At 66.3% G+C, this 15,000-nt stretch carries 16 protein-coding genes; 7 read left to right on the top strand and 9 right to left on the bottom strand.

Translation table 11 applies throughout. The features are described 5' to 3' along the window. Positions 1-180 precede the first annotated feature (180 nt). Entirely contained in the window at positions 181-1,173 is a 993-nt protein-coding gene (gene ruvB / locus DEIPR_RS08935; RefSeq protein ID WP_013615505.1) for a Holliday junction branch migration DNA helicase RuvB, read from the top strand. A gap of 63 nt (positions 1,174-1,236) precedes the next feature. Continuing rightward, a complete protein-coding gene (locus DEIPR_RS08930; RefSeq protein ID WP_013615504.1) occupies positions 1,237-1,599 on the top strand; it encodes an ArsC/Spx/MgsR family protein in 363 nt (120 codons plus the stop codon). Positions 1,600-1,774: 175 nt separating this feature from the next. Here DEIPR_RS08930 and DEIPR_RS14750 read toward each other — a convergent pair whose 3' ends face one another. After that, complete coding sequence (locus tag DEIPR_RS14750) at positions 1,775-1,903, bottom strand: MFS transporter small subunit (RefSeq protein WP_268094155.1); 129 nt, start codon at positions 1,901-1,903, stop codon at positions 1,775-1,777. Next, positions 1,900-3,321 carry an L-lactate MFS transporter gene (locus DEIPR_RS08925; RefSeq protein WP_049775134.1) on the bottom strand — a complete coding sequence of 474 codons (1,422 nt, stop codon included), beginning with the start codon at positions 3,319-3,321 and terminating at the stop codon, positions 1,900-1,902. The genes DEIPR_RS14750 and DEIPR_RS08925 overlap by 4 nt, the downstream gene beginning before the upstream one ends. Before the next feature lie 233 nt (positions 3,322-3,554). Between DEIPR_RS08925 and DEIPR_RS08920 the strand changes: the two genes are divergently transcribed. Both DEIPR_RS08920 and DEIPR_RS08915 read left to right on the top strand, forming a co-directional pair. After that, the gene (locus DEIPR_RS08920; protein WP_041222052.1) at positions 3,555-4,286 is read left to right on the top strand and encodes a hypothetical protein; all 732 of its coding nucleotides are present in this window, start codon (positions 3,555-3,557) and stop codon (positions 4,284-4,286) included. A 95-nt stretch (positions 4,287-4,381) separates the two neighbouring features. Next, a complete protein-coding gene (locus tag DEIPR_RS08915) occupies positions 4,382-4,906 on the top strand; it encodes a hypothetical protein (RefSeq protein WP_013615502.1) in 525 nt (174 codons plus the stop codon). 13 nt (positions 4,907-4,919) lie between these two features. Here DEIPR_RS08915 and DEIPR_RS08910 read toward each other — a convergent pair whose 3' ends face one another. The 5 genes from DEIPR_RS08910 to DEIPR_RS08890 form a co-directional block, all read right to left on the bottom strand. Then, positions 4,920-5,435 (bottom strand): dihydrofolate reductase, encoded by a 516-nt coding sequence (locus DEIPR_RS08910; protein WP_013615501.1) that lies wholly within the window; start codon positions 5,433-5,435, stop codon positions 4,920-4,922. Continuing rightward, a complete protein-coding gene (locus DEIPR_RS08905) occupies positions 5,425-5,853 on the bottom strand; it encodes a dCMP deaminase family protein (RefSeq protein ID WP_013615500.1) in 429 nt (142 codons plus the stop codon). Before DEIPR_RS08905 ends, DEIPR_RS08910 begins: the two co-directional genes overlap by 11 nt. Then, positions 5,850-6,644 carry a thymidylate synthase gene (locus DEIPR_RS08900; RefSeq protein WP_013615499.1) on the bottom strand — a complete coding sequence of 265 codons (795 nt, stop codon included), beginning with the start codon at positions 6,642-6,644 and terminating at the stop codon, positions 5,850-5,852. Before DEIPR_RS08900 ends, DEIPR_RS08905 begins: the two co-directional genes overlap by 4 nt. Positions 6,645-6,841: 197 nt before the next feature. Further along, positions 6,842-7,732, bottom strand: coding sequence for an SMP-30/gluconolactonase/LRE family protein (locus tag DEIPR_RS08895; RefSeq protein WP_013615498.1), 891 nt, complete (start codon positions 7,730-7,732; stop codon positions 6,842-6,844). Continuing rightward, positions 7,729-8,031 carry a hypothetical protein gene (locus DEIPR_RS08890; protein ID WP_013615497.1) on the bottom strand — a complete coding sequence of 101 codons (303 nt, stop codon included), beginning with the start codon at positions 8,029-8,031 and terminating at the stop codon, positions 7,729-7,731. Before DEIPR_RS08890 ends, DEIPR_RS08895 begins: the two co-directional genes overlap by 4 nt. A 220-nt stretch (positions 8,032-8,251) precedes the next feature. On the opposite strand from DEIPR_RS08890, the gene DEIPR_RS08885 reads away from it, so the two are divergent. The 3 genes from DEIPR_RS08885 (at position 8,252) to DEIPR_RS08875 (ending at position 13,047) form a co-directional block, all read left to right on the top strand. Beyond that, positions 8,252-11,143, top strand: a complete 2,892-nt coding sequence (locus tag DEIPR_RS08885; RefSeq protein ID WP_013615496.1) for a 2-oxoglutarate dehydrogenase E1 component — start codon at positions 8,252-8,254, stop codon at positions 11,141-11,143. Between the two features lie 58 nt (positions 11,144-11,201). After that, the gene (gene odhB / locus DEIPR_RS08880) at positions 11,202-12,443 is read left to right on the top strand and encodes a 2-oxoglutarate dehydrogenase complex dihydrolipoyllysine-residue succinyltransferase (protein WP_013615495.1); all 1,242 of its coding nucleotides are present in this window, start codon (positions 11,202-11,204) and stop codon (positions 12,441-12,443) included. 103 nt (positions 12,444-12,546) lie between these two features. Continuing rightward, the gene (locus DEIPR_RS08875; RefSeq protein WP_013615494.1) at positions 12,547-13,047 is read left to right on the top strand and encodes a hypothetical protein; all 501 of its coding nucleotides are present in this window, start codon (positions 12,547-12,549) and stop codon (positions 13,045-13,047) included. 1 nt (position 13,048) lies between these two features. Here DEIPR_RS08875 and DEIPR_RS08870 read toward each other — a convergent pair whose 3' ends face one another. Beyond that, positions 13,049-13,351: a hypothetical protein gene (locus DEIPR_RS08870; protein ID WP_013615493.1), complete on the bottom strand. Its 303-nt coding sequence runs from the start codon at positions 13,349-13,351 to the stop codon at positions 13,049-13,051. Positions 13,352-13,484: 133 nt separating this feature from the next. Continuing rightward, positions 13,485-14,879, bottom strand: coding sequence for an RNB domain-containing ribonuclease (locus tag DEIPR_RS08865; protein WP_041222050.1), 1,395 nt, complete (start codon positions 14,877-14,879; stop codon positions 13,485-13,487). Positions 14,880-15,000: the final 121 nt, after the last annotated feature.

Raw genomic sequence — 15,000 nt, 5'->3', positions numbered from 1 at the left:
GGCGGCGATTTGGGGGGCCAGGGCCCCTTTGCCGCAGCTGGCCGGCGAGAAGCGGGCCAAAACATGTCTGAGACAGTTCCAGGGCATCTTGAGAAAATCTTGGGTTTAGGAAAATAATCCTCGGAGGAGTTCGGCGCGTGCCTCTGTCTTTCTGGAACCGGAAAAAGTAGAATAGATATTATGACTGGAACAGAATCAAATGACGCAGCTCTGCGCCCACGCTCGCTGACCGAGTATGTGGGGCAGGCCAAGCTGAAAGACAAGCTGGGGGTGTACCTGCAAGCGGCGCGGGGGCGCGGCGAGGCGCTAGACCACACCCTGCTGTTCGGCCCGCCAGGACTGGGCAAGACCACGCTGGCGCACATCATCGCCTACGAGCTGGGCGTGAATATCCGCGTGACCTCTGGCCCCGCCATCGAGAAGCCGGGTGACCTGGCCGCCATCCTGACCAACAGCCTTGAGGAAGGCGACGTGCTGTTCATCGACGAAATCCACCGCCTGGGCCGCGTGGCCGAGGAGCATCTGTACCCGGCGATGGAGGATTTCAAGCTGGATATCGTGCTGGGACAGGGCCCGGCGGCCCGCACCATCGAGCTGCCGCTGCCGCGCTTCACGCTGGTCGGCGCCACCACCCGCCCCGGCCTGATCACGGCGCCGATGCGCTCACGCTTCGGCATCATCGAGCATCTGGAGTACTACACCGCCGAGGAAATCGCCCAGAACCTGCTGCGTGACGCCCGGCTGCTGGGCTTTGACCTGGATGAAGCGGCCGCGCTGGAAATCGGCGGGCGCAGCCGCGGCACCATGCGCATTGCCAAGCGGCTGCTGCGGCGGGTGCGTGATTTCACGGAGGTGGCCGGCGAGCCCTGCATCTCCCTGGAACGGGCCCACGACGCCCTGGACAAGCTGGGCCTGGACAGTGCCGGCCTGGACGACCGCGACAAGAAGTACCTGGAAACCCTGATTCACCGCTTTGCCGGCGGGCCGGTGGGCCTGGACACCCTGGCCACCGCCATCAGCGAGGACGCCCTGACTCTGGAAGACGTATACGAGCCGTTCCTGATTCAGCTGGGCTTTATCAAGCGCACGCCCAGAGGCCGGGTGGCGACCGCCCACGCTTACGACCACCTGGGCCTGCCGCCCGGTAACGACCTCGGATTCTATGTGAACTGAGCTGCCTGACAAATGTCTTGGGCCGTCCCCCCGCGGCCCCGGACAGTCTCTAGACTGGAGCCTATGGCGCAGAACCCGGTTCAGATTTTCGGCACCAAGAAAAGCAAAGGCGCCCGCGCCGCCGAGCGGTTTTTCAAGGAGCGCGGCGTCAAGATTCATTACGTGGACCTGACCCAGCGTCCTCTCGCCAAAGGAGAACTGACCCGTTTCGTGCAGAAGTTCGGGCTGAATGCCCTGCTGGACATGGAGGGCAAAGCCTACCGGGACGCTGGGTTGGAATACCTGCGGGTCACCGACGACCGCCTGCTGGAGAAGATGCTGCAGGACCCGGGCCTGCTGCGGCTGCCGCTGGTACGCGGCGGCAAGGTGCTGGCGGTTGGAGAAGATGCCGCGGCCAAAGCAGCTTGGGCGGAGATGGTGCAGTGACCTGGACCAGAGGCTCAGCCGGGGCGCTCTGGGCTGGCTGCCTGCTGTGGACGCTCGGCGCTCCGCCGTGGTACAGCCTCACCAGAGGAGCGAGTGCAAATGAGTAGAGCAGGCGAAGAAAATGGCAGGCTGACCGGGACTTCTCCAGTAAGCCTGCCCCATTCCAAGGGCTGCTCTAGAACAGCTGAGTCACTTTGACCAGGGTTTCCCATACGCCCCAGGCCAGGGGAATCAGGACCACCAGCCAGGTCAGGGCAATCAGCAGGGGAGAGGCGGAGGCGGTCTGTTCGGAAGGTCGGGTCATTTGGAGGCTCCTTGCAGTGGGGTGGGCGGCGTGGCCGCCTCCTCGGCGGGTGCCCAGTACTTCTCGGCGACGGGTTTCACCAGCAGGTTGGCGATAAAGCCCAGCACGAGCAGACCGGCCATGATGTACATCACGGTGCTGTAGGCCTGCGCAGCCGGCACGCCGGCGGCAATCTGGCGGTCACGGAAGCCGTTGAGCAGGGTAGGCCCCACGATGGCAGCCGCACTCCAGGCCAGCAGCAACCGGCCGTGAATGGCGCCCACGTTGCGGGTGCCGAACAGGTCACGCAGGTAGGCAGGAATGGTGGCGAACCCACCGCCGTACATGCTGATAATCACGCAGGTCGCGGCGATGAACAGCGCCAGGCTGCCCATTTGCCCCAGCTGCGGCACCAGCAGGTACAGCAGCGTGCCCAGCGCAAAGAAAATCATGTAGGTGGGTTTGCGCCCGATACGGTCGGACGTGGACGACCAGATAAAGCGCCCCGCCATGTTGAAGATACTCAGCAGGCCCACAAAACCGGCGGCGGCGGCGGCCGTTACGCCGTTGCCGGCCCCCAGCACCCGGTCGGAGAACATTTCCTGAATCATCACGCTGGCTTGCCCCAGCACACCGATGCCGGCGGTCACGTTCAGGAACAGCACCGCGAACAGCAGCCAGAACTGCGGGGTTTTCATGGCCTGGTCCACCAGCACGTGATGCTGCGAAATCATGCCGCCGGCCTGCTGCGGCGCGGGGGTCCAGCCTTCCGGCTTCCAGCCTTCGCGCGGCACCCGAACCAGGAAGGCCCCGAACATCATCATCAGAAAGTAGATGCCGGCCATCCACAAAAAGGCGCTGCTCACGCCCAGGGTGCCGTCGCCGGCAAAGCGGCTCATCAGTGCGGTGCCCAGCGGGCTGCCCAGCAGGGCGCCGCCACCGAAGCCCATGATCGCCATGCCGGTGGCGAGGCCGGGGCGGTCGGGGAACCACTTCATCAGCGTGCTGACCGGGCTGATATAGCCCAGCCCCAGCCCGATGCCGCCCAGCACGCCGTTGCCCAGGATAATCAGCGGCAGGCTGTGCATCCGCACGCCCAGGGCCGCCACCACGAAGCCGCTGCAAAACAGCAGCGCCGAGACGAACATGGTTTTGCGCGGTCCTTCGCGCTCCACCCACTTGCCGAACAGCGCCGAGGACGCGCCGAGGAAAAACAGCGCCACACTGAAAATCAGGCCCACCTGAAACAGCGACCAGTCGCCGGCAGCACCCTGCGCGGCGCTCAGGTCACCGCTGATCTGGCGGGCCAGCGGCTTGTTGAAGACCGAGTAGCCATAAATCTGCCCGATGCTCAGGTGGACGGCCAGGGCGGCCGGCGGCACCAGCCAGCGGTTCCAGCCGGCCGGCGCCACGGAATGTTCACGGTCGAGAAACCCCATTGTTCTCCTCTTTTCCCGCAGGCGAGCCACCTCCGGTCGCCGGGGCTTGCCCGGTCCGGATAAATGTCCCAGTTGCGTTTTGAATGGCTCACTATAAACGCTCTGCCAGCCTAGAAGTGGTCAGGCCGCTGCTCAGCGCAGCACGCATAGGAGCGCTGATGCGGCAGCCCAAGCACTGCTGCGGCCAACTCAGCACCGGCCAGCCCAGTCCTGGCCAGCCTAGAATTGGGCAGATGAACAGAGTCCTGTCGGCTGCCCTGTGGAGTGTGACCCTGCTGGGGGCCTGCGCTCCGTCGCCTTCCGGCCCCGAGTGGACCCAGGCCGGCACCGCCGAGCAGCAGGCCTGGAAGGACGCGGCGGGGACCGACCCTGTGCAGGACGCACCGGACATCGTGGCGGCCACCCTGGACTTCCCGGCCGGGACGCAGACGGTTGCGTACGTGACCCTGCGCAGCGACCGCCCCGCCGAAGTGACCCTCAAGAGCCTGAGCGCCGAGCTGGCCGCCCGTTTCCCGCAGGGTGTCTCCAAGGGCTACGTTTATCAGGAGCGCTGGTTGGTAGGGACGGCGACCAACAGCAGGTGCCAGCCGCCTCAGGTGCGGGTGCTGGCGCTGGCCGGCGAACTGCCCCCGCGCGAGGGCCAGCAGTGGACCGGCGCCCTGGGACTGCTGCCGGACCCGGACCCCTGCTCCGGTCTGGAGGCCGGCAGCTTGACCCAGAGCTTCCGCAAGGAACCACTGCGCCTGAACGAGTGGAACCCGGTTCACAGCACGGGAGTGGGCAGCAGCGGCGAAGCAGCGGTAACGACGGCGATTTATCCCACCGACCAGCCCTTGCCGGTGCCGGCCGGAGCCAGTGCCGAGGAGCTGGTGCTGCTGCAGGGTCAGCCCGGAGCACCGCTGACCTACGGCGACCTGGCTTTGCCGGCCCTGCCCGAACCCGGTACACCGGTCAGCCGCCAGTAGGACGGCCCGGTCAGGGCAGCCATTCGGTGCAGCAGTATCCTGGAACTGGCCCCGTGCTTGCCCATCTCCCGCCCCCTGTCCCGGAGGTTCCTGCCATGCCACATGCCTTGCCCCGCCTGCTGACCCGTTCCCTCGCCGCTGCTGCGCTGCTCCTCGGCACCGCCTTCACTCTGACCGGCTGCACCCTCACCGACCCTACGCCGCCCATTCCGGGGGCCACCCTGCGGGTCAGCCCCCAGGACCTGACCCTGCGGCCCGGTCAAACCGCCGGGCTGGTGGTGGACCTGCGCGGGGCGCCGCCCTCCGCTGCAGGCTATGACCTGAGCGTGTCGGGCAGCTGGCAGGGTGTGCAGGTCAGCCCACAGCGGCTGCGCCTGGGCAGCAACGACCGCGCCGTGCTGCGGGTCTCGGCGCCGCGTTCGGCCCCGGCGTCCTCGCAGCCGCTGTATATCCGCGTGTCCGACGGGCAGGGGCGGGGGCTGCTGCGGGTGGTAGAGGTCAGGGTGCGGCCCCTGCAGGCCCAGCCGGCTCCGGTGTGGTCCGTACCGCTGGACGGACTGCCGCCAAACGGAGCGCCGGTTCAACCTGCGCCGGTCATGCCAGTGCCGCTGCTGCCCTGAGGCGGGGCGCTTTCTACCCGCGCCGAACCAGCGTGCGGAAGGTCAGGTCGTAGCGGTTGCGCTCGTCGGCGGGGCGCTCCCGCTCGGCCACGGTGTCCCACTCGCCGGGCAGCTCCGGGAAAAAGGTATCGCCTTCCAGCCGGGTGTGAATCAGGGTCAGTTCTACGCGGGTCAGGTCGTCCAGGTACAGCCGGTAAACTTCCTCGCCGCCGATGATGGCGATTTCGTTCTCTGGGCCCAGATGCGCGTGGGCCAGGGCCAGCGCCTCGGCCGGCGAGTGGGCGACCAACGCCCCCGGGGCCCCGAAGCTCTGCTGGCGGGTCAGCACGATGTTGGTGCGTCCAGGCAGGGCCTTGCCGCCCAGCGAGTCCCAGACGCGGCGGCCCATCACATTGGGCCTACCCAGGCTGAGCCGCTTGAAGTGCGCGAAGTCGGCGGGCAGGTGCCAGGGCATCCCGCCGTCCCTACCGATGACGCGGTTCTCGGTCATGGCGACGATGGCGACCAGTTCGGGAGTCTTATTCGACATGCTGCACCTCGATTCCGGCGGCCTCCAGAATCCCGGCGCCGCTGGGCAGGCCGGCGCCCACCCGCACTTCTTCGGCGTAGTTCTGAGCAAACAGTACCCGGCTGATGCGCCGCGAATTGACGATCAGCCGGGCACAGGTGGCGCAGGGCTCGTGGGTCACGTAGAGGGTGTGGCCTTCGCCGTTCCAGTTGGCCGCCAGCAGGGCGTTAACTTCGGCGTGGATAAAGCCCGAGGCTCCCTGTGCCAGGCTCTCGCGCTCGTTCGGCTCGCCAGCGGCCCGGCCGTTGTAGCCCACGCCTACCACGCGGTGATGGTGGTCCAGAATGCAGGCCCCCACCTTGACCTTGGGGTCGGCCGAGCGGGTGGCCCACAGCCGGGCCGTCTCCATTCCCAGCTGGTCGAAGCTGGGCCGGGTCATACCGCCACCTCCGCCTTGATGCCGGGATGCGGGTCGTACCCTTCCAGCGTGAAGTCCTCGTACCGGAAGGCAAAGATGTCCTTGACGGCGGGGTTCAGGTGCATTTTCGGCAGGGGCCTCGGCTCACGCTTCAGCTGCCGCTCCACCTGCTCGAAGTGGTTGTGGTACACGTGGCAGTCGCCGCCCGTCCAGACGAATTCGCCGGGTTCGAGGTCGCAGACCTGCGCGACCATCATCGTCAGCAGGGCGTAGGAGGCGATGTTGAACGGCACGCCCAGGAAGCTGTCGGCACTGCGCTGATACAGCTGACAGCTGAGCCGCCCGTCGGCCACGTAGAACTGAAACAGCAGGTGGCAGGGCGGCAGGGCCATTTCGCCCACCTGGGCCACGTTCCAAGCCGAGACAATCAAGCGCCTCGAATCGGGGTTCTGCTTGATTTGCTCGATGACCTGCGCAATCTGGTCTATCTGCCCGCCGCCGTAGTCCGGCCAGCTGCGCCACTGCACGCCGTACACCGGCCCCAGCTTGCCGCCCTCCCGCGCCCACTCGTCCCAGATGGTCACGCCGTGGTCCTGCAGCCACCCCACATTGCTCTCGCCGCGCAGGAACCACAGCAGCTCGTAGATGACGGATTTGAGATGAACCCGCTTGGTGGTCACCAGGGGAAAGCCCTGCTGCAGGTCGAAACGCATCTGGTAGCCGAACACCGAGCGGGTGCCGGTGCCGGTGCGGTCGGCCTTGTCGGTGCCGTGTTCCATGATGTGCGAGAGGTAGTCGAGGTACTGGCGCATATGAGGCCCAGTGTAAAGGCCCGCCTGCGCGGGATATGCGCTACTAGGAAAAATGAGTCTCAGACAATGAAAATGGACTCTTGACGGGCCTGGCTGCCAGCTGCCCTGGGCGCACGACTGGCCTGAAGCGCATCAGAGCGTACCGGAAGAGGGGCGGAGCCGTGGCCGTTGCGGTACCGCCCCTCTTCCGGCCAGCACTACCAACCTTGGACGCGGGTGGGCAGGTGATAAAGCCCGCTGGTGGCGGTCATGAACAGGTCCGTGCCGTCCGCTCCGCCGAAGCAGAGGTTGGCGACCGTTTCGGGCACCAGAATCCGGCCCAGTTCCTGGCCGTCCGGGGCGAGCACATGTACGCCGTCGCCAGCGCTGCTCCAGATGCGGCCCTCGGCGTCTACCCGCAGGCCGTCGGTCTTGCCCTGGTCTACCCGGAAAGCCTCCCGCACGTACTCGGCCCGGCTCCCGTCCACCCGGTACAGATGGGTGGCGGAGTTGTCGCCGGTATCGGCCAGCAGCAGCTCGCTGGCCGACAGGAACGCCAGGCCGTTGGGCTTGTGGCGGTCCTGGATGGGGCAGCTCAGCGTGCCGTCGGGGGCAATGCGGTACACGAAGCGTCCCGGCTGCTCCATTTCGCCGCCGTACCCCTCTTCGGGCTTGTCTATGCCGTAGGTGGGGTCGCTGAACCACAGGCTGCCGTCCGGGTGCAGCGCCACGTCGTTGGGGCTGTTCAGCCGCCGGCCCTGCCACTCAGCTGCCAGCGTGGTCCAGCGGCCGTCCTCTTCCTGCCGCAGCACCGCCCGATCGCCGTGAGAACAGGCAATGAGCCGGCCCTGGGCGTCCAGGCAGTGGCCGTTCTGGTGGTGGCTGGGGTTCATTTCCTCTTCCAGGCCGGTGCCGCCTGCCAGACCATGGCCAGGCGTCCAGCGCCAGGTGCGGTTCTGGCGCACGTCGCTGAACACCAGGCAGCCACGCGCCGGAATCCAGACCGGTCCCTCGGTCCAGGTGAAGTCGCCGGCCAGCCGGGTCAGTTGGGCGCCGGCTGGAAAGAGGTCCAGAAACCCGCCCTGAGCGGCTTGAAGGGCGCCGCTCACAGCCGCTTGTCGCCAGCCGGGTCGGCGCTGAAGGTGGTGCCGGTCGCGTTGCGGCCGTCGCCCTCCACCACACTTTCAGGCACCCCCTGGTCCGCGTCGTCCTCGTTGCGGGTGGGGTCGCCGCCCAGCGCGGTGCCGGCGTCCACGGCTGGCTGGTTGGCTGGGCTGACCCCACGGCTGATGGCCTCGTCGCCGGTCCAGTGGCTCTGGCTGTTCATGCCGTTGCCGGTGTCGTGCTCGCTGGTTGCCTGCTCGTTGGCCGTCTGTCTACCTGTAGGTTCTCTGAAATCTTCAGTCATGACGCCATGATGACAAACCCGCCCCAGGCGCAGATGGGACCGGGCTAAAGGTGAGGGGGTGGCCCCGGCCCGGCACTCCGGAGCCGGTCAGGGCAAAACAGGGCTGTGGGCGCAGGAAAGCTGTGACTCACGCAGGGACAGGGGCGCGCCGTTGCCAGGCCGTTTCTGCAGGACGCCGCCGGCCCCCACTTCAGGCAAAGGGCGGTATGCTGAATGCGTTATGACTCGACCAGAAACCATCATGTCAGGTGGCAACGCGGCCTTTTTGGACGGGCTGTATGAAGACTATCTGGCAGACCCCCAGAGCGTCGACCCCGAGTGGCGCGCCTTTTTCGATGCCGAGCGCGGCGGTGTGCAGGAGCGCCGGCACTCGGCTGTCCAGCAGGCTTTTTATGACCTGGGCCGCCAGAACCGCCGCACCGTGCAGGCAACGGTGCCTGCCGGTGAAGCCAGCGGAGCCCAGCAGGCCATCAGCGCTCTGATTACGGCGCACCGGGTGTACGGCCACCTGCAGGCCGAGTTCGACCCGCTGGGTCTGCACGACAAGACCCTGGCCCCCGAGCTGAACCCCGAATACTACGGCCTGAGCGCCGCCCAGATGAACGAGCAGGTCAAGGACGGCCACTTCTCCGGCACGGTCAGCCAGGTGCTGGAACAGCTGCGCAGCATCTACTGCGGCCCCATCGGGTACGAGTACAACTACCTGCCCAGCGAGGAACGTGAGTGGTTCCAGGACCAGATTGAGCGTGGAGGCAAGCGCGACGGCTTTACCAAGGAAGACAAGCTGCGTCTGCTGGACCGCCTGAACGCTGCCGAGGGCCTGGAAAAGTACCTGCACATCAAGTATGTGGGCCAGAAGCGCTTTTCGCTGGAAGGCAGCGAGAGCTTCATTCCGCTGGTGGACCGCATCATCACCCAGGCCGGCAAAGTTCCCGCCATCAAGGAAATCGTGCTGGGTATGGCCCACCGTGGCCGCCTGAACACCCTGGTCAACATCTTCGGCAAGCGCCCCAAGGACCTTTTCGACGAGTTCGAGGGCAAAAAGGTGCTCAGCGAGAACCCCGACATCTCGGGCGACGTGAAGTATCACCTGGGCTTTTCCAGCGACGTGAAGACCCAGAACGGCCCGCTGCACCTCGCGCTGGCCTTCAACCCCAGCCACCTGGAACTGGTGGCCCCCGTGGTGCACGGCTCGACCCGCGCCCGCCAGGACCGCCGCGACGAAACCCCCGAGAAGATGCGCGAAGTGCGCCGCGACAATGTCCTGGCGATTACCGTGCACGGGGACGCCGCTGTAATCGGTCAGGGCGTGGTGATGGAAACGCTGAACATGTCGCGCCTGCGCGGCTTTACCACCGGCGGTGCCATCCGCATCGTGATCAACAACCAGGTGGGCTTCACCATCTCGGACCCCCGTGACAGCCGCTCCAGCCGCTACTGCACCGACGTCGCCAAGATCGCCAACGCGCCCGTGATGCACGTGAACGGCGACGACCTCGAAGCGGTGGCGTTCGCGGCCGACCTGGCGCTGGCCTACCGCCAGCAGTTCGGCAAGGACGTGTTCATCGACCTGGTGTCGTTCCGCCGCCACGGCCACAACGAGGCCGACGACCCCACCATGACCCAGCCCATCATGTACCAGAAGGTCAAGGCGCACCCCGGCACGCTGGCCGTGTACGCCCAGAAGCTGATAGGCGAGGGCGTGATCGACGAAGCCGGCGTCAAGGCACTGGCCGACACCTACCGTGACCGTCTGGACCGCGGCGAAAGCGTAGTGGACGAGCTGACCGAAGATACCGTGAGTGACCTGGGCAAGCGCTGGGCCGAGTACAAGCAGGCCGCCAAGGAGTCCAACTGGCAGTCGGTGGCCGAGACCGCGGTGTCTGCCGAGAAGCTGGCCGAACTGACCGACAAGATGACCACCTTCCCCGAAGGCTTCGAGCTGCACCGTGGCGTGAAGCGCGTGATGGAAGCCCGCCGCGCCATGGGCCGCGGTGAGCAGCCGCTCGACTGGGGCATGGGCGAGATGCTGGCCTACGCTTCCTTGCTGGACGAAGGCTACAACGTGCGCCTGAGCGGTGAAGACTCCGGACGTGGCACCTTCGTGCACCGTCATGCCGTGGTGCATGACCAGCGTGGCCTGGACCCCCTCAAGGGCGACTACCTCAGCCTGGAATTCATCCGTCCTGGGCAGGGCCGCGCCGAAGTGATTGACTCGACCCTCTCCGAAGAAGGCGTGATGGCCTTTGAATACGGCTACTCCGGTTCCGCGCCCAATACGCTGGTGCTGTGGGAAGCGCAGTTCGGTGACTTCGCCAACGGAGCGCAGGCCGTGATTGACCAGTTCATCGCCGCAGGCGAAACCAAGTGGCTGGGCCTCAGCGGCCTGACCTTGCTGCTGCCGCACGGCTACGAGGGCGCCGGCCCCGAGCACTCCAGCGCCCGCCTGGAGCGCTACTTGCAGCTGTGCGCTCAGAACAACATGCAGGTGGTGGTGCCGAGCAGCGCCTCGCAGATTTTCCACCTGCTGCGCCGTCAGATGCTGCGTGGCTACCGCAAGCCCCTCATCGTGATGACGCCCAAGAGCCTGCTGCGTAACAAGCGCGCCATGTCGCCGCTGAGCGAGCTGACCGAGGGCCGTTTCCGTAACGTGATTGGTGATCAGGAAGTCGAGAAGGCCCGCCGCGTGGTCATCAGCTCCGGCAAGCTGCACTGGGAGATGTTCGATGCCCGCGAGGAAGACCGCGAGGGCTACCACGGCACCGCGCTGGTGCGTCTGGAGCAGCTCTACCCCTTCCCCACCGAGGAGCTGGCCGAGGAACTGCGCCGTCATCCCGGTGCCCAGGTGGTCTGGGCGCAGGAAGAGCCCGAGAATCAGGGCGCCTGGCTGCTCATCCGGGAAGACCTGGAGCGCACCCTGGCCGAAGTGAACCTGGGCCACACGCTCAGCCATGTGAGCCGCAAGCGCGCCGCCAGCACCGCGACGGGTTACTCGCATGTGCACGTCAAGGAGCAGGCCGCCGTGATTGCCGGCGCACTGGGCGAGAAAATCTCCCGCGAAGACTACGAAGCTCAGGTCAAGCTGACGCAGGAAGCGGGCGCTCAGGGCTGAGGCCCGCCGCCGCCTGCCGAACTCCAAACCCCCCTTATTCCCAGAGGAGAAATACCCCATGTCCCAGATCAAAGTTCCCGTATTCAGCGAATCCGTTTCCGAAGGCACCCTGCTGGCCTGGAACGTGCAGCCCGGTAGCGCGGTCAAGCGCGGCGACGTGCTGGCCGAAATCGAGACCGACAAGGTCGTGCTGGAAGTGATTGCCCAGGAAGACGGCGTGCTGAAAAGCGTGACCAAGAACGAAGGCGACACCGTGCTCAGCGAAGAAGTGCTGGGCGAGCTGGGTGCTGGCGAGGCGGGCGCTGCTCCTGCGGCAGAAGCTCCCGCGACCAGCGCCGACCCCTCGCAGAGTGCGGGCGGTGAAAGCCAGGCCCGTGAGCCTCAGGCCGTGCCTGCGCCTGCCGCCCAGAGCGAGCGCCGTGACGACCTGTCGCCCGCTGTCCGCAAGATCGTGGCTGAAAAGGGCCTGGACGCGTCCCAGGTGCCGGCCACTGGCCCCCGCGGCAACATCACCAAGGCCGACGCCATGAATGCTCAGCCCGGTCAGGCTGCGCCGGCACAGGCAGGCGCCCAGCCGGCAGCCCAGATTCCTGCCGGTGCCCGCCCCGAAGAGCGCGTGCCGATGACCCGCATCCGCCAGAAGATTGCCGAGCGCCTCAAGGAAGTGCAGGACACCACCGCCATGCTGACCACCTTCAACGAGGTGGACATGAAACCCATCATGGACCTGCGCAAGAAGTACCAAGACCAGTTCGTGGCCAAGCATGACATCAAGCTGGGCTTCATGAGCTTCTTCGTGCGTGCGGCCACTGAAGCCCTCAAGCAGTTCCCTGTGGTGAACGCCAGCGTAGACGGCAAGGACATCATCTACCACGGCTTCTACGACATCGGTATTGCCGTGTCTACCGACCGTGGCCTGGTGGTGCCTATCCTGCGCGACACCGACCAGCTGGGCCTGGCCGACATCGAAAAAGGCATCGGCGACTTTGCCAAGAAGGCCCGCGCCGGCAAGCTGACCATGGAAGACATGAGCGGCGGCACCTTTACCATCACCAACGGCGGCACCTTCGGCTCGATGATGAGCACCCCCATCATCAACGCGCCCCAGAGCGCCATCCTGGGCATGCACAACATCGTAGAGCGCCCGGTGGTGGTGAACGGCGAAATCGTGATTCGCCCGATGATGTATGTGGCGCTGAGCTACGACCACCGCATCATTGACGGCCGCGACAGCGTGCAGTTCCTGGTGACCATCAAGAACCTGCTGGAAGACCCGGCCCGCCTGCTGCTGGACCTCTGAGCCTGTCAGTTCATTCAAGCCGACGCCAGCCCTGCGGGGCTGGTTTTTCTGTGGCTTCAGAGCTGTAGGGCTTTTGTGGGCGCCGGCTGCCTAGCATGGCAGCATGACAGTAAGCAGCAATCTGAAGGGGCGTTTCGGGTCTATAGACGATGGCTACGATCTCCAGGCGCAGTGGACCGGGCAGGAGTTTGTGGGCCGGATCGGCAGTTACCTGAACGGCATGGACGTGCGGGTGGGCGCCGCGCCAGCCGGACTGGCCGGCCGGGTGGGTGGAGTCAGCTACGGCTTCGACGTGGAAGCAGCGGTGGCCGGCACCCGCATGGAAGGCCGGCTGGGCAGCTATCTGGAGGGCACAGCCTTCGTGCTGGACTTCACTCCGGAGGGAGCCAGTGGCCGCCTGGGCGGCGTCACCAAGGGTGCGGATGCGAATTTCCGTATCTACGCCGGCGAGGTGCGTGGGCGCCTAGGTGGCGTGACTGACGGCTTCGATGTCCAGATGGATATCGGAGCTGTGCCCTTCCCGCTGGCCGCCCTGCTGGCCCTATGCGCTTTTCGCATGCGCCACGAGGCTGCACAGGCCGGCGCCCAGGATATCCGGCGTTAGTTCAGCCGAGCGCGCCGCCGGCCGGGGCGTCACTGTCAGGGCGGCGGCGCACAGGCTGTGCCGGCGCGTATTCGGCCAGGTCGGCAAACGCCTGTGCCTTGGCCGACAGACCCATGCTCGTGTAGCAGTGGGCCAGGCGCAGCGCGAAAAAGCGCACCGCCTGTGAGTCCTCCCGCCGCTCGGCCGCTTCGAGGCAGTTGCGGTAGTGCAGTGCTGCCAGGTGGTACTGCCCCTCGGAAGCGGCCCGCTCAGCCCGGCAATGACTGAGCCGGATGGAGACGATGTCCTTGACCTGTGAGCACATAGGGTCACTCTACTCGTAGCGGACCGGCCAACAATGCAAGGTGAGTTAGGGTTCCGGTGTCAGAAGGCAGTCCTACACGCATTTCGTTTCATGCATATGTGAAATCTGAGGACTTTTTTATGTTTTAGGCGGTCTAGGCTTCGCTGGCGCGTACCTTCAACTCGGGGTAGCTGCTCACAGCGAGGCGTACCTTCAGCTCCTTGCCGGGGGTGGCCGGGGTGGTCATTGGCAGGTCCAGCGCCAGGTCGGGAATCAGCAGGGTGGCCTGTGGACCGCGCTTTTCGACCACCACAGCGTCCCAGATGCGTTCCGGCTGCGCGGCAATATAGCGCAGGGTGTGGTGCCGCCGGCTGAGGCGCTCGGCGGTGCGGGTGCTGGCCGAGCCGATGCCCGCTTCGGCAATGTGGGCGGCCACCTCGCGCCCGCTCATGGGCTCTGCGCCGCTGAGGTGCGCCCGCAGCTGCTGATGCACCACCAGGTCCAGATAGCGGCGCATGGGGCTGGTGGCCTGCGTGTACAGGTCCAGGCCCATGCCGGCGTGCGCACCGGGGGCCGACTGAAAGCGGGTGCGGGCCAGAGTCTTGCGGCGTGCCCAGTGCGCGGTCATGCTGTCGCCGCTGACCTCACGGTGGGGCGGATCCTGGGTGGCAAACGGAATCGGCAGCTCGAAGTCGTCGGCGTAGATGGCGGCGGCCCAGCCGGCCAGTGTCATGCACTCCTGCACCACCGCGCGCATTTCCGGACGGGGCAGCGGCAGCACCTGTGCGCCCGCTGCGTCGGCCTTGACCCGCACTTCCGGCAGGTCGATGCTCACGGCACCTTCCTGCGAGCGGATATCGCGGCTGACGCCGGCCAGCTCGGCCAGGCGGGTGAATTCGGAATGCCCCTGCTCGAACATGGCCTGCGCCTGGCCGTAGCTGAGGCGCTGTACCCGCACGCGGGTGAGGTGAACCTCGACGGCGTCGGCATTGCCGTTGGCGTCCAGGTCCAGGGCGATGGACAGCGCCGGGCTGGTGTCGCTCAGGCCCAGGCCGGCCTGCTGCACCAGGGCCTCGGGCAACATGTGAATGGTGCGGTCGGGCAGGTACAGGGTGGCTCCGCGTGCGCGGGCTTCGCGGTCCAGCGGGCTGCCGGGCGTGACCAGCGCGGCCACGTCAGCCACATGGACCCACAGCCGGGTCAGGCCCTCTTCCAGCTCTTCCACGCTTAGGGCGTCGTCGGGGTCCTGGTTGCCCTCGTCGTCGATGGCGAAGGCGGGCAGGTGGGTCAGGTCCAGCCGCTCCTCTTCGGGCCATGCGGGCACCGGCAGCTGTACGGCGTCCAGGGCCGTGCCCAGCCGCTCAGCGTAAGGGGTCTGGGCTTCGGTCCAGCGGCCGGCTTCCAGCAGCAGCGCGTGGGCACTTTCGGGCGTTTCAGGGCGGCCCAGTTCACGCAGGGTGCGCGACTTGTCCTGCTTGCCGCGTGCAGTCAGCTCTATATCGGTCCACTGCGCCGCGCTCAATTCGGTGGGCTTGGAGGAATCGGTCATCCTGGCAAGGTAGCAGAAGTACCCGCCCTGACCCACCCACCTTGCCCCCATGCCATAAAAAAACCCGCTCACTGGGAGCGGTTATGTTCAATACTCTAGCGTGTTATGCGGTATTCGTCAA

The sequence above is a fragment of the Deinococcus proteolyticus MRP genome (assembly GCF_000190555.1).
In the GTDB taxonomy this organism is placed as follows: Bacteria; Deinococcota; Deinococci; order Deinococcales; family Deinococcaceae; genus Deinococcus; species Deinococcus proteolyticus.
The sequence above is the reverse complement of the archived record's forward strand: the minus strand, read 5'-3'. Positions and strand labels throughout refer to the sequence as shown.

Excerpts from the sequence above, each read along its gene's own strand:
- ruvB (WP_013615505.1), top strand. The coding sequence starts at position 181 with ATGACTGGAACAGAATCAAATGACGCAGCTCTGCGCCCACGCTCGCTG.
- DEIPR_RS08930 (WP_013615504.1), top strand. The coding sequence starts at position 1,237 with ATGGCGCAGAACCCGGTTCAGATTTTCGGCACCAAGAAAAGCAAAGGC.
- DEIPR_RS14750 (WP_268094155.1), bottom strand. The coding sequence starts at position 1,903 with ATGACCCGACCTTCCGAACAGACCGCCTCCGCCTCTCCCCTGCTGATT.
- DEIPR_RS08925 (WP_049775134.1), bottom strand. The coding sequence starts at position 3,321 with ATGGGGTTTCTCGACCGTGAACATTCCGTGGCGCCGGCCGGCTGGAAC.
- DEIPR_RS08920 (WP_041222052.1), top strand. The coding sequence starts at position 3,555 with ATGAACAGAGTCCTGTCGGCTGCCCTGTGGAGTGTGACCCTGCTGGGG.
- DEIPR_RS08915 (WP_013615502.1), top strand. The coding sequence starts at position 4,382 with ATGCCACATGCCTTGCCCCGCCTGCTGACCCGTTCCCTCGCCGCTGCT.
- DEIPR_RS08910 (WP_013615501.1), bottom strand. The coding sequence starts at position 5,435 with ATGTCGAATAAGACTCCCGAACTGGTCGCCATCGTCGCCATGACCGAG.
- DEIPR_RS08905 (WP_013615500.1), bottom strand. The coding sequence starts at position 5,853 with ATGACCCGGCCCAGCTTCGACCAGCTGGGAATGGAGACGGCCCGGCTG.
- DEIPR_RS08900 (WP_013615499.1), bottom strand. The coding sequence starts at position 6,644 with ATGCGCCAGTACCTCGACTACCTCTCGCACATCATGGAACACGGCACC.
- DEIPR_RS08890 (WP_013615497.1), bottom strand. The coding sequence starts at position 8,031 with ATGACTGAAGATTTCAGAGAACCTACAGGTAGACAGACGGCCAACGAG.
- DEIPR_RS08885 (WP_013615496.1), top strand. The coding sequence starts at position 8,252 with ATGACTCGACCAGAAACCATCATGTCAGGTGGCAACGCGGCCTTTTTG.
- odhB (WP_013615495.1), top strand. The coding sequence starts at position 11,202 with ATGTCCCAGATCAAAGTTCCCGTATTCAGCGAATCCGTTTCCGAAGGC.
- DEIPR_RS08875 (WP_013615494.1), top strand. The coding sequence starts at position 12,547 with ATGACAGTAAGCAGCAATCTGAAGGGGCGTTTCGGGTCTATAGACGAT.
- DEIPR_RS08870 (WP_013615493.1), bottom strand. The coding sequence starts at position 13,351 with ATGTGCTCACAGGTCAAGGACATCGTCTCCATCCGGCTCAGTCATTGC.
- DEIPR_RS08865 (WP_041222050.1), bottom strand. The coding sequence starts at position 14,879 with ATGACCGATTCCTCCAAGCCCACCGAATTGAGCGCGGCGCAGTGGACC.